Source organism: Succiniclasticum sp. (genome assembly GCF_056977735.1).
In genome coordinates, this window is sequence record NZ_DBMCWA010000003.1 from 130,752 (window position 1) to 144,288 (window position 13,537).

Annotated in this window: 13 protein-coding genes; 12 read left to right on the forward strand and 1 reads right to left on the reverse strand. The window is 47.5% G+C overall.

Features of this window, described 5'->3' with window-relative positions; all coding sequences use genetic code 11:
- Positions 1 to 158 precede the first annotated feature (158 nt).
- Complete coding sequence (locus tag ACZOWY_RS02850) at positions 159 to 1,328, reverse strand: iron-containing alcohol dehydrogenase (protein ID WP_484392660.1); 1,170 nt, start codon at positions 1,326 to 1,328, stop codon at positions 159 to 161.
- A gap of 169 nt (positions 1,329 to 1,497) precedes the next feature.
- On the opposite strand from ACZOWY_RS02850, the gene ACZOWY_RS02855 reads away from it, so the two are divergent.
- The 12 genes from ACZOWY_RS02855 to ACZOWY_RS02910 all read left to right on the forward strand — a co-directional run bounded on the left by ACZOWY_RS02855 (position 1,498) and on the right by ACZOWY_RS02910 (position 13,488).
- Positions 1,498 to 2,355, forward strand: coding sequence for a LysR family transcriptional regulator (locus ACZOWY_RS02855; protein ID WP_484392663.1), 858 nt, complete (start codon positions 1,498 to 1,500; stop codon positions 2,353 to 2,355).
- 75 nt (positions 2,356 to 2,430) lie between these two features.
- Positions 2,431 to 2,991: a cyclophilin-like fold protein gene (locus ACZOWY_RS02860; protein WP_484392665.1), complete on the forward strand. Its 561-nt coding sequence runs from the start codon at positions 2,431 to 2,433 to the stop codon at positions 2,989 to 2,991.
- A gap of 100 nt (positions 2,992 to 3,091) precedes the next feature.
- A complete protein-coding gene (locus ACZOWY_RS02865; RefSeq protein WP_484392667.1) occupies positions 3,092 to 3,634 on the forward strand; it encodes a flavodoxin family protein in 543 nt (180 codons plus the stop codon).
- 74 nt (positions 3,635 to 3,708) lie between these two features.
- Positions 3,709 to 4,131, forward strand: a complete 423-nt coding sequence (locus tag ACZOWY_RS02870) for an ester cyclase (RefSeq protein WP_484392669.1) — start codon at positions 3,709 to 3,711, stop codon at positions 4,129 to 4,131.
- A 298-nt stretch (positions 4,132 to 4,429) separates the two neighbouring features.
- The gene (locus tag ACZOWY_RS02875; RefSeq protein ID WP_484392671.1) at positions 4,430 to 5,767 is read left to right on the forward strand and encodes an ATP-binding protein; all 1,338 of its coding nucleotides are present in this window, start codon (positions 4,430 to 4,432) and stop codon (positions 5,765 to 5,767) included.
- 50 nt (positions 5,768 to 5,817) lie between these two features.
- Complete coding sequence (locus ACZOWY_RS02880; protein WP_484392673.1) at positions 5,818 to 6,711, forward strand: LysR family transcriptional regulator; 894 nt, start codon at positions 5,818 to 5,820, stop codon at positions 6,709 to 6,711.
- Positions 6,712 to 6,970: 259 nt separating this feature from the next.
- Positions 6,971 to 8,119, forward strand: coding sequence for an alpha/beta hydrolase (locus ACZOWY_RS02885; protein ID WP_484392675.1), 1,149 nt, complete (start codon positions 6,971 to 6,973; stop codon positions 8,117 to 8,119).
- 571 nt (positions 8,120 to 8,690) lie between these two features.
- The gene (locus tag ACZOWY_RS02890) at positions 8,691 to 9,629 is read left to right on the forward strand and encodes an MBL fold metallo-hydrolase (protein ID WP_484392678.1); all 939 of its coding nucleotides are present in this window, start codon (positions 8,691 to 8,693) and stop codon (positions 9,627 to 9,629) included.
- Positions 9,630 to 9,713: 84 nt separating this feature from the next.
- Positions 9,714 to 10,853: a cation diffusion facilitator family transporter gene (locus tag ACZOWY_RS02895; RefSeq protein WP_484392682.1), complete on the forward strand. Its 1,140-nt coding sequence runs from the start codon at positions 9,714 to 9,716 to the stop codon at positions 10,851 to 10,853.
- A 155-nt stretch (positions 10,854 to 11,008) separates the two neighbouring features.
- Positions 11,009 to 11,842: a 4Fe-4S binding protein gene (locus ACZOWY_RS02900; protein WP_484392683.1), complete on the forward strand. Its 834-nt coding sequence runs from the start codon at positions 11,009 to 11,011 to the stop codon at positions 11,840 to 11,842.
- Between the two features lie 120 nt (positions 11,843 to 11,962).
- Positions 11,963 to 12,307, forward strand: a complete 345-nt coding sequence (locus ACZOWY_RS02905; RefSeq protein ID WP_484392685.1) for a hypothetical protein — start codon at positions 11,963 to 11,965, stop codon at positions 12,305 to 12,307.
- Between the two features lie 518 nt (positions 12,308 to 12,825).
- The gene (locus ACZOWY_RS02910; RefSeq protein ID WP_484392687.1) at positions 12,826 to 13,488 is read left to right on the forward strand and encodes a TetR/AcrR family transcriptional regulator; all 663 of its coding nucleotides are present in this window, start codon (positions 12,826 to 12,828) and stop codon (positions 13,486 to 13,488) included.
- Positions 13,489 to 13,537 lie beyond the last annotated feature (49 nt).

Below are 13,537 nucleotides of genomic sequence, written 5' to 3' on the forward strand. Positions count from 1 at the left end.
ATGCAACTTAAATTGAAAAACGCTCTGCGTGATGTGAAACAAACAGAAACGGGTTTCACAAACATACAGAGCGTTATTTTTACTTCTTATTTTTTTGCAAAATGGCAGAGATGTTTTAAAGATTTCAACAGCAGTACAGAAACGAATACATCGTCTTGTTAATACGCCGAAGCGAAAATTTCCCGGATGTCTTCCCGGGTCAGCCTGCGGTAGCTGCCGGGGGAGAGGAAGCAGGTGTCGGCAATTTCTTCCGCCTGTTGTTTGTCTGTTACGCCCAGTTCCCACAGGGTGGTGGGCAGGCCGATTTCCTTAATAAAATCTGCCAGGGCGTCAATCCCCGCCAAAGCCAGCTCTTCATCGGTTTTTCCTGTTGGATCGATGCCCCATACGTTTGTGGCGAAGCGTACGAATTTGGGCAGGCCGTCCTTATAAATGTGACGGTAGTAGGGCGGATGCAGTACGGCCAGGCCGCAACCGTGGTTGCAGTCTGTGTACGCGCCGAGCTGATGCTCCATCAGGTGGCACTCGAAGTCGGTCTTTTTGCCTAATTTCAGAATGCGGTTTTCTGCCATGGTAGAGGCCCATACCAGATTGCTGCGGGCTGTGTAGTCATCCGGATCGGCGATCGCTTTGCGCAGATCGCGGATGACGCCCCGCATCAGGGCTTCATTGATATCGTCGGATACGTTGTCCTCATTAGGAAAGCTGAAATAGATTTCCATCATGTGGGACAGCGAATCGAAGCTGCCGGAAACCATCTGTTTCTTCGGCACGCTGTAGGTGTACAGCGGATCAAGCAGTGCAAACTGTGCGTTCAGCGCCGGATAGTCGCGACCGGTTTTAATCTTCATGATTTCGTTGGTAATGACGGCGCCGCCGTTCATTTCGCTGCCGGTACCGGTCACGGTCATGACGATGCCCAGTGGGACAGGAGAGACAGAAACGGTTCCGGCTTTCATCCAGAAATCATCCCAGACGTCCCCATCGTATACGGCGGCCAGTGAGATTGCTTTGCAGCAGTCCATGACGGAGCCGCCGCCCACGGCCAGGATCAGGTCGATCTGTTTTTCTTTTGCAAGCTTTGCGCCTTCCAGCACTTTGGTGTAAACCGGGTTGGACATAATGCCGGAAAACTCCGTCACGGTTTTTCCCGCCGCTTTTAAAATTTCCTTAATTTCTTCATAAATTCCGTTGCGTTTAATGGAGCCTCCGCCGTAAGCAAGCATCACGTTTTCGCCGTACTGTTTCAGAATGTCCGGCAGGTACTGGCTGACACAGCCTTTGCCGAAGTATGCCTTTGTCGAATTCTCAAAAATAAAATTTTCCATGTTAGTTCCTCCCTTGACGTTGCACAGATGCAAAGCCTTCTGGCCTTTGTTTACAGTTCTATTGTAGAGTTTGCGGAGAAAAAAGTACAATACCAATCCTGCAATGTGTTATAATAAAATTGCATAGTGAGAGACGGGAACCCAGGATTGTTTCAGGAGGGAATTCATCATGATTGAATTGGCGCAGCTCCGGCATCTGGCAGCGTTCCATCAGTCTGGCACGCTGTCTCAGGCAGCAGAGGAGCTTCATATTTCCCAGCCGGCATTAAGCCGTTCTATGCAGAAGCTGGAAGAAGAACTGCAGGTGCCGTTGTTTGAACGGCAGAAAAATAAAATACGCTTGAACGCAAACGGTCAGATGGCGGTAGAACATGCTCAGCGTATTTTAGAAGATGTGAAGGAAATGGCGGAACAGGTACGGGCTTTGGACCGCCGCAGCCGTACCATCGCGTTGGGCAATTGCGCTCCCGCCCCCGGCTGGTCAGCTGTGCCGGTGCTTTCCAATTTATATCCTGGGATGACCATTTCTTCGGAAGTACAGGAGATTCCGCAACTGATTGACGGTTTGCGGGACGGAACTTATCAGATCATCACGCTTCCGTATGCGCTGGCGGACGAAGCCTTTTATTGCCAGGCTGCACAAAAGGAAACGCTGTTCCTTTGCCTGCCGCCAAAGCACCCCTGTGCACAAAAAGTCGAAACCGGGATGAACCTGGAAGAAATTGACGGAGAGACGGTGCTCCTGTTTTCCACGCTGGGCTTCTGGCATTCCGTTCATGTTAAGTTGATGCCCCATTCCCGTTTTTTAATTCAGCACGACCGGGATACATTCAGCGAGCTGGTGAATACCACCATGCTGCCATCTTTTATGACGAATCTTTCGGTAAAATATTTCGGGAAAAACAATGACCGGGTGCTGGTTCCCCTGTTGAACCCGGAGGCCAGCGTTACTTTCCATTTCCTTTGCCTTAAAGAGAATTACAAAAAGCTGAAACCGTTTTTCCGGCAGTTGCCAAAGGGTGAATAACAGATGTCGTGAACAGTTTCACAATGTCTTTGCAATAGAAATTACAGTTTTTTAAATAGAAAGCAGGAATACCACATGAAACACAGAAAAGTTTGGCAGTTGCTGCTCACAATATTGTTGATGGGAGTGATGTTTGCAGGCTGCGCGTCCGCAGGCACAAAAACGGTGAACAATATTGGAAGCGCGTCTGTGCCGCAAAAAGCGGAAGATACATCCGGTGCGGTGAAAAAGGAAGCTGCGGAAAAGAAAGATAATGGAGAAAAAGTAACTGCTATGCCTGACACAAACCTGAAAATTAAAGTGGTTGCAAATGGTAAAGAAATTGTATTTGCGCTGAACGATACTTCCGTGTCCCGGTCATTCTATGCGCAGCTGCCGTTAACTGTTGCTGTGGAGAATTACAGCAACAACGAAAAAATCTTCCAGCCTCCCAAAAAGCTGGACTGTAGCAAGGTGCAGGAAGGGGCGTGTCCTGTGGGGACGATTGCCTATTTCTCGCCCTGGAACAACGTGTGCCTGTATTACGGCGATGCGCCACGCTACTCCGGCTTATATGTGATGGGCAAAGCGGTAAGCGGAACGGAACAGATTCGGAACATAAAGGGAAAAGTGAAAATAGAAGCAGTCGGGCAGTAACGGCATACCTCTTGACTTAGAGAAGGCTTTAACGAATATAATCAGAACATATCACGCATAGAATCAGAGCACAGAGATGAAAACAAACGGAGGAATCACTATGGCGAAAAAAGTATTGGTTATCAGCACAAGCATAAGAGGTAACAGCAACTCGGAAAAGCTGGCGGAAGCGTTTGCGGACGGTGCGAAAGCGGCGGGCAATGAAGTGGAACTGGTTTCCCTGAAAGATAAAACGATTGCCTTTTGCAAAGGCTGCCTTGCCTGCCAGCAGACCAGTCATTGCGTAATCAAAGACGATGCGAATGCCATTACGGACAAAATGCTGGAGGCGGACGTGGTGGTTTGGGCGACGCCCATTTACTACTACGAGATGAGCGGACAGATGAAGACCATGATTGATCGCGCCAACTCCCTGTTCCCGAAAGATTACAAATTCCGGGACGTGTATCTTCTGACCGCAGCGGCTGAAGACGAACCGGATGTGGATGAAGGCGCTGTCCACGGATTAAAAGGCTGGATCGCCTGTTTTGAAAAAGCGCGTTTTGCGGGCAAAGTCTGCGCGTGCGGCGTAGGCGCTCCCGGAGAGATCAAAGAGAATGCAAAGCTGGCGGAAGCCTATGAAATGGGCAAAGGGATTGTGTGAGTATAATTGCTGGCCTGTAAACACAAGGAACCAGAGTTTTATTTAACGCAACGGATGAGAAATCAGGAGGACACGTGAACAGGGCAGAAAGCAATACAGCAATCATGAAACAGTTTGAAATTATGATTAACACGGCGGATGAAGCGTTATCCCGGAAACTGATATCCGAAAAAGCTTCGTTTTTTACACCGGCAAGCCCGGTTCCGTTATATGGCGGCAAGGGCTATTTGTCCGTTGTGCATTGGATGCGCCGGGGTTTTTCTGATGTACAGTGGAAATTAGAGGAAATGGTCGCTGCCGATGATAAAGTTGCGGTTCGCTGGACTATGACGGGAACACATGACGGCGACTTTTTAGGCATAAAAGCTACCGGTAAAAAGATTTCTGTCTGTGTCATGAACTTTTATTATTTTGATGAAGACGGGAAAATCAGTAACGATATTGCGGCGGAAGGTATGATTGGAATCCTGCGCGGCATAGGGGCTTTAACACTATGAAAGTTAAAGCAAAAGTTAAATCCTTGACTTAGAGTGAACATTAACGCATAAAAGACGCCGCCGTGTTACTGTATACGACCCGGAGTTATCCGGCGCCGATCAGTATTCTCGCGGCCTGGGACATTATTGATAAAAACAACGATAAACGTTTTGCGATTTTTATCTCGAAACGCAGGCAGTGTTGTCGAAATTTCCATCCGATAAAAGCAGGAACACGAACGTTATTCAGTCGAATTTTGCAAAATAATCTTGCTTATTCGGTTGAAAAATGTTATTATATCTGCGGAGGGAACTGCACATGGAAAGAACAGCATCTGAGCAGTTTAAGGCATGGAAAAACAAAATAAACAGGAAACCCCTGCTGGTTACCGGTGTACGCCAATGCGGAAAAACCTATCTGATAAAGAAATTCGGGCAGAGTGAATTTGAAGATATGGCTTACTTCAACTTTGAAGGGAACACAGGGCTTCAGTCAGTTTTTGCCTATGATTTTGATACAGACAGGATTCTGGACGAGCTTGGCAGCATTATCCTGGGGAAAAAGATTATACCGGGTTCGACACTTGTGGTTTTTGATGAAATACAGGATTGCCCGAGAGCCATACAGGCGCTTAAGTATTTCTGTGAGAATTTGCCGGAACTTCATATCATAGCGGCCGGATCTCTTTTGGGCGTGGCGTTGCGGGAAGAAGGAATTTCTTTTCCCGTTGGAAAAGTTGAACGGATCCATATGTATCCCATGAGTTTTGAAGAGTTTGTCCGGGCCGACGGCGGCGGGAAATATATTGACGGAGTCAGGAGAGTTGCTTTTGAACGGGAATTGACGGAGCTCTACACGATTCCTCTTGCGAAATATCTGAAGAACTATTATATCGTCGGCGGAATGCCGGAAGCGGTGCGAACGTGGACCGATACGCATGACTACAAAGCCGTGGAAGAGGTACAGGACCGGATCTTAAAAGATTATGCGGATGACTTTGGCAAACATACCATGCCCGATACGGCGATAAAGATTAAAATGATATGGGATGCCATCCCTTCGCAGATAGCGAGGGATAATAATAAATTTATCTTTTCCCATGTAAAGCAGGGAGCAAGGGCAAAAGATCTGGAAGACGCGCTGGCGTGGCTGGTGAATGCCGGTATCGCACGCAAGCTCAATCTGGTGAAAACGCCGGAGAATCCGTTATCCGGGATGGCGGATCATACATATTTTAAAGTTTATATGTCTGATGTGGGGCTTCTGAGAAAAAAATCCAATATAAACTACAGAACCATTTTGGAAGGCGATGCTGCATACATTCACTATAAAGGAGCGCTGACGGAAAACTATGTTTATACACAACTGGAATGTATGGGCATAGACTGTTATTTCTGGAGAACAAAAGCCGATGCGGAGCTGGATTTTATCACCGATTATGAAGGCGTGCTTTTGCCGGTTGAGGTAAAGTCGGCAGATAATACAAAAGCCAAGAGCCTGCATTTGTTTTGCAGCAGATATAAACCAAAGATGGCGATCAAGACCTCCCTGAAAAACGTAGGGGACAATATGGACGGAGATACACATGTATGGTCTGTCCCGTTATATGTTTTGTTCCGGTTTAAGGACTACGTATGTAACGAGATGGGATGGTAGCGGTTAATCAGCGTTTCCTTAATTCGGGAAATACCCAAGGGGGTTCTGTTATGGAAATCCGGGTACCGCGTTATTTTCTGGAAACCGCGCGGGAAGGGAACATTACCCGCGCTGTCGAACGACTGCACGTTACCCAGCCCACCATGTCGAGGCAGTTAAAGGATCTGGAAGAGGAGCTGGGGAAAAAACTGTTTGTCCGTACCAATTATGCCTTGCGGTTAACAGAAGCGGGGTTGCTTCTGCGCAAGCGGGCGGAGGATATTCTGGACCTGGTGGACAAGACGGAAACGGAATTTAAGATGCTGGACGATACCATGGGCGGCGAGGTTTTTATCGGCTGCCCCGAATCCGATTCCCTGAAGTATTTTGCCAGGGCGCTGAAACGGGTGCAGGAGCTGCATCCCGGAATTCGCTGCAACATCACCAGCGGAAACAGTGAAGACATCACGGAAAAATTGGATAAAGGCATTTTGGATTTTGCGCTGGTCATGGAGTATGTGAATCCTCTGAAATATAATCATCTGGAGATTCCGGCAGAGGATACCTGGGGCGTCTTCATGCGAAAAGACTCACTGCTGGCAAAGAAAAAAGCATTGCACCTTGCGGATTTATACGACCTGCCTTTAATCTGTTCAAGGCAAAACATGGAACAGAATTTTCCAGCCTGTTTCGGGGAAAAACTGGACCGTCTGAATATTGTAGCTACCTACAATCTGTTTTATAATGCTTCCATTTTTGTAAAGGAAGGGTTAGGGTATGCCATTGCCTATGATAAACTGGCGCATACCGGGAAAGGCAGCGATATGACGTTTGTGCCGCTGACGGATGTACCTGCTTCGGAAATGAAAATCATCTGGAAAAAGTACCAGGTGTTTAGTCCTGTGGCATCGCTGCTTCTGGCGGAACTGCAAAAAGAATACGGGGGAAAAAGCAGATATAGATGAAGAGCATAACTAAAAATGATTAGTAAGTATTAGACATTTCTGTGAGGCTCCTTTAGAATGAATCTGAAAGAAGCAAACAGCTTCCGATGAAATCAAAATAAGTGATGATGCTGGCTGTTTTAAGAAGACAGCAGGCATGTTGTGCAAAGCTGACAGACAAGAAGCGCAGTGTGAAACTGCAGCAGAACGGTCAGCGAAAAATTCAGATTTATGAAAAAGGAGAAACGCAAATGAAAAAACTTCCCGTTCTCGCAAACTGATGAAATCCGTTGTCCTCAGCCTGGCGCTGGCCGCTGTAGGTTTTGCAGGCGCCGCTTTTGCCGCTCCGGCCGATGCAAACGCTGCGGCTGTTATGGCAAGCCAGATGAAGAACTCTTCCATTACCGAACTGACCAACGATACCCGTGTGTTCAAAGTTGATAAAAAAATCCAGACGAAGAAGGTCCGTTTCCAAAACCGGTACGGCATTGAAGTAGCCGGTCACCTGTACCTGCCGGAAAACTTTGACGCGAACAAAAAATACAGCGCCATCGTATTCAGCGGTCCTTTTGGCGCAGTGAAAGAACAGTCTTCCGGTCTGTATGCCCAGGAGATGGCACGGCGTGGATTTGTAACCGTAGCCTTTGACTGTTCCTTCACCGGAGAAAGCGGCGGCAACGTACACGACGTGGCGTCCCCCGATATTTTTACGGAAGACTTCCATGCAGCGGTTGACTTTGTGGGCCTGCTGCCCTTTGTTGACAAAGAACGCGTCGGCGCCATGAGCATCTGCGGGTTAGGCGGCATGGCTGTTACCGCGGCGATCAACGACGTGCGTATTAAAGCGGTGGCAACCTCTGCCCTGTACAATATGAACGACAGCATCCGGAACCACTATAAGGGAGATTACTATACGCCGGCCCAGCGGGAAACCGTAAAAAAATATCTGGCCGGTATGCGCTGGCAGGAAGCGGAACTGGGCAAAACGCTGCCCGGTTATCATGAAGTTGCCATCGGGGCTGACGGAAAAGCCGTTCACGCTACTGGCGAAGGCGTAACGTTGCTTCCCAACAAACTGCCGGAAGGGGCAGACCCTGTGACCACCGATTTCTTCAACTACTATAAAGGCCGGGCGTTCCATCCCCGTGCCATCAACTCCAACGGGATCTGGTCTTCTACCACGCCGTACGGATTCTTTGACTTCGACCTGATGGCCCATGTGGAAGAATTGAGCCCCCGTCCGCTGCTGCTGATCACCGGCGACAAGGCCCATTCCCGTTACCATTCCGAAAACGTTTACGAACGCGCGCAGGAACCGAAGGAACTGATCGTAATGCCGGGCGCGACCCATTGCGACCTGTACGATATCTATGAAAAGATTCCCTTCGAAAGACTGGACGGGTTCTTTACCAAACACCTGGGAAAATAAGTAAAAACTAAACTGGGAAACAGCGTGAATCGTTCAACCTGAAGCTGATTAGGCAGCCGTGGATTTATTATCTGCGGCTGTTTTGTTATAATTATAGATAACCTTTGCGCATGTAGAAAGAAGCTAAGAGATACTACAGTAGGCCGGCGGCTGTATCCGAAAAAGGATAAGTTCTACGATCCGGCTCCTTTGTTCGGCATTATTGCGGTAAAGTAAAAGAATCATTCAGGTACGATTATATTCATGTTTAAGGAAACGATGATTCATTCATTTGCACGCTGGCCGGTGCTTTTTGTGACTGACTGCGTCAATGTCCCTCGACGCAGCTACGGCTGCGCCTTCGGGCCATTTCCTTGTCAGTCGCAAAAAGCCCGCGGTCATCGCACAAACTCATGTAATCATCGTCTCCTTGAGAAGATAGATGTTTATAAAAACCGAAATTCGTAAACATTGTTTATAAATTTCGGTTTTTGTTATTTTTCGTAATTAATATTATTTGATATAATAAAAACACAGTATTAGACAAAACATGCAAAATTAGATAACTGTTTATCTGAAAGGAGGAATCATCATGATCATCAAAGCAGTGAAATTCAGAGAAAAAGGTTTTATGACGCAGCCCTTTGCCTTAGGGGGCGAAGACGGCGTTGACAAGTTTGATCCGAATGTAAAATACCGTTCCTGTCTTCAAAATTATCTGATTGATACGGGTGATGAAGTGATCCTTGTGGATACCGGTGTACCGGCAGAGTTTCCGGACATGGTGGTGGACGAAACCACGCAGATTTATATCGGATCCAAGATTACCGATTATGTTTCTGCCCTTAAGGCGCTGGGCTACAAACCGGAACAGGTAACGAAAATACTGGTGACCCACAAGCACGAAGACCATACCGGCGAACTGCGCTCTTTCCCCAACGCCAAAATCTACATGTCGCCGGAAGAAGCAGACGCGCTGGGTTTACAAGGGGAAAATATTGTGCGGGTGAAATACAAGGACGGCCCGTACCATACCTTTGACGCTTCGGAAAAAATCGCGGAAGGTGTGTACCTGTTGCCTGCTAAAGGCCATACAAAAGGCAACAGTATCATCATTGCGGAAAGCGACGGCCTGTTCTATATGATGCACGGCGATGTGACCTATACGGATGAAGCATTGTATGAAAACAAGCTTTCTGTTGTTTACGAAGATAAAGAAGCGGCGCGGGATACCCTGAACCGAGTGCGTGAGTTTATCCGGAAAAACCCGACAGTCTATTGCTCCACCCATACGCCTCTGGGCTATGAGAATCTGGAAGCCAAACGGGTGACCGACCTGGATAACCCGCCGGAAATGCCGCCCATTGATTACGAAATTGCTTCAAAAGAAGCGACCGGCAAATGGATCTGCAGCATCTGCGGTTACGTTTACGACCCGGCGGAGCATGACGGCGTAGCCTTTGAAGACCTGCCCGCTGACTGGAAATGCCCGCGCTGCCGTCAGGGGAAAGACAAATATAATAAGGCATAACAAAATTATCAGATGTGAAATCCCTGACGGATCTGTCAGGGATTTTTTAAAAGATACGTTTACGTAAAGGACTCTAATAATCAAATGGACGATAATAACACAGTGTTGGAACAAATGGAAGGCAGTCGTGACAAAGTTATAATCCGAACCAGTATTATCGGTATTGTCACCAATATTTTCCTGGCCGGATTTAAGGCGGCCATCGGGCTTGCGTCCAATTCCATCGCGGTCATTCTGGACGCAGTGAACAATCTGTCCGACGCGCTTTCTTCTGTAATTACCATTATCGGGACGAAGCTGGCGGCCAGGCTGCCGGATAAAAAGCATCCCCTTGGCTATGGACGGATCGAATATCTCAGCGCAATGATTGTTTCCGGCATCGTGCTTTACGCCGGCATTACCTCAGCGGTGGAATCAGTAAAGAAGATTATTGAACCGGAAACGCCGGATTACAGTCTCACTTCCCTGGTGATCATCGCTGTAGCCATTGTAGTAAAACTGGTTTTGGGAAAATACGTAAAGACAAAGGGAGAGAAGGTTAACTCCGGCTCATTGATCGCGTCCGGCTCCGACGCGACCTTTGACGCTGTGCTGTCTTTTTCTGTCCTGGTTTCGGCCATTATTTTCCTGAAGAGCGGTATTTCGCTGGAAGCGTATGTAGGCGTTGTCATTTCTATTGTCATTATAAAATCCGGCATCGAAATGATTACGGAGACGCTGGATGACATACTGGGAATCCGAGCGGATAAAGAGACGGCGCAGAAGGTGAAGGCGCTGTTAAACGAAGAGCCGGAAGTGCAGGGTGCGTATGACCTGATCCTGTTCAATCACGGGCCGGAAAAAGATTACGCGGCAGTCCATTTGGAACTGCCCGACACTATGACAGTGGATGAAGTGGATAAACTGACCCGCCGGGTAGAGAGAAAAGTGTATAACGAGACAGGCATCGCCCTGGTGGGTGTGGGCGTGTACGGCTACAATACCGGAAACGACGAAGCGACAAAAATCCGGGATTACGTCCGTGAGATTGTAATGGCCCATGAATGGGTGCTGCAGTTGCATGGTTTCCATATTGATATTCCCCAAAAGAAAATGCGCTTTGACGCGGTCATGAGTTTTGATATCAATCCGAAGGAAGGACTGCAGATTCTACGGGACGAAGTGCAAAAGGCTTATCCGGATTACGAGCTTTTCATCTTGCCGGACGTGGATGTTTCCGATTAAGATATGGCCTGCCATAATGATGTTTCGGATTAACTGGAAAAACGAAAGCAGATTGTATAGAGTTCTGTGCGCTTCCGCAACGAACATGTAAGCCTGAAAGACATCATTGACGCAAATGGATAAAGATTAATTCAGTTTTGAGAAAGGGAATCATCATGAGTGCAACAGGAATCAAAAGTGTTCATCTTGTATATTTCAGCCCCAGCGGTTCAACGGAAAAAATAGTCCGCAAGATTGCTTCGGGCATTCAGGGGCCGGAGGTAAAAACGTATAACCTTCTTCCTTCCGCGGCACGGAAGAAACAATATGTTTTTGGAAAGGACGACCTGGTGATTTACGGTTCCCTTTCCGCCGGTATGCTTTTTACGAAAGCAGAGGACCTGTTTGGCTGTCTGCAGGGAAACGAGACCCCGTTTATCGGCGTGGTGTCCTTTGGTAACGCCTATTACGGCGTGGCACTTACGGAAATGAAAGAACGGGCGGAAGGCAGGGGCTTCCAGGTTTGCGCCCTGGGCGCTTTTATTGCCCAGCATACCATGGCGCCGGAACTTGGCGCCGGCCGTCCGGACGCAAAGGATGAAGCAATCATGGTGGATTTTGGGCGCAAGGCTTATGAAAAAATCCTGGCTGGAGACTATACCCTTCACAAGCAGCCGGTTACCCACTGGTCGTCATCTGAACAGTATAATCAGATTATCGCTTTCCGGGAGAAGAATAAAGAACCCTACAATTTTCCACTGGAGTTCAGGGCAAAGAAAATATCGGATGCCTGCATAAAATGTAAAACCTGCGTCCGGAACTGCCCGACGGATGCCATTGACATTGAAACTAAAACCTTTAACCTGGAAGCCTGCATTGGCTGCTACGGCTGCATCAACCGCTGCCCGATGCACGCCATCTCTGTCGCCAGTCCGGAGGTGACGGAGTTTATGAAAGGATTTATTGATATTTTTAAACAAGAGCGGCTGGAACCTGATGTTTTCCTGTGAGGCAGGGTAAATGAATGAAGAAACTGGAATTTGTTACGGCTTTGCAGGAAGTAAAAAGAAATTTTAGAAAGACAGGAAATAATAAACCAACGGGAATAAAGACGTAAGGAGGAAACTAAAATGACAGATCAGGAAATCATCAATGCGTTCCATTTAATGTGGGGGGATTTTCCCGAACCGGTAACGATCACCCAGAAAAGCCGGGAGATTATCGCGGTAAACAAAAAAGCGGAAGCCATGGGATTAAAGCCCGGCATCAAGTGTTCTGCCGTGGGCAGACCGGAAGACCATCGGGGCTGCCGCCTGAATGAAGCAGTAGATAAGGGCGAACCGATTTACATTACGTATGACGGCGCCTTTGGCGTTGCCTTTGGGTACTGGATCCCGATTTCCGTAAAACCGGAATGGGTGATCCATTTCGGTGTAGGCGGCAACTTTAAATATGAAAAGCTGGAAAGAAAATAACGAGCCAAGGTTTCATACAAAAATCAAAATTTGACAGTGACAACTATGCTACAATAAATGTAGGATTAAATGGCAGGGAGGGATTCCATGGCGACGGAAAACTGGAAACGGTGACTTTATAACAGAAAGCAGGCTCAGAAACCGCATCACGACTGGAGTTGCGAAAAATAGTTGGTCATTCCGGTAACCAGGATCCGGACAATGGCATAACACAGCGCAAAAATCAAAAGGAACAGGCATAAGCAAAACATAGTAATCGTTGCGTGGCCTGTTCCTTTATTTTTACGTAAAAGTCGTGGTGTTTTCACGGCTGTTTTTGTTCTAATTTAGAATATTTTAATATTTATAGACAGTATTGTTTTTCTGTTTTATAATGAAATTAATTTTAGAACATGTTCTAAAATACAGCAGGCCTGCCTTTTGTGAATGCGAAAACTATCGGTTTGGTAGCCTGCCTTTTTTAGAGCAGTTGACCGGTGTTTCCTTTGATAACCTATTTCAAAGAGGAGGCTGAAGCTATGCAGAGACCAGCCATGGTGCGCCGTATGAGAGAAACGCGGGAAACAATCCTAAAAGTGGCCGGGGCCTTGTTTGCCCGGCAGGGCTACCGGAAAACGACGATCCGGCAGATTATTAACGAGTCCGGAATCTCGTCCGGCAGTATTTACAATCTTTTTACGAACAAGGATGAAATTTTCCAGGCTTTGGTAGACGAAATCATGGACCGTTGCGTGGTTCTGCTGGATAAAAGGTTTCCCGATGAATCGCCTGCGTTCCGTTTTGCGGCGGTGGGCGCGGTTGAAATGAACACGATCATCATCAATCCGCTGATCCGGGATATTTATTATGAGGCTTACACCTCTAACTACATGTTTGAACATCTGGTAGAACGTAATATCAAGCTGCAGCATCAATTGCAAACAGAGCAGCCTGCGGAAAACAACTATATCGAAACCTTGCTGATGAAAGGCAACTTCCGGAGCTTTGTAGTCTCGCTGTACTTTGCCCGCAAAACCGATCCCGTGCAATGCATGGAAACGCTGTTGCGCAATATATTGCTTTTTCTGCATTGCGATGAACCGGAGCGGCAGCGGATTATGGAAAAAATCCGGGTGAACCAGGCTGCATGGGTTGAGATTGGGCGCAATTTGCTGATTGAAAATGACCGGCAGCGGGGATGAAACAATGCTAGGCCAAAAGGGTGTTGGCCTGGAACGGAAAATGTTTTAC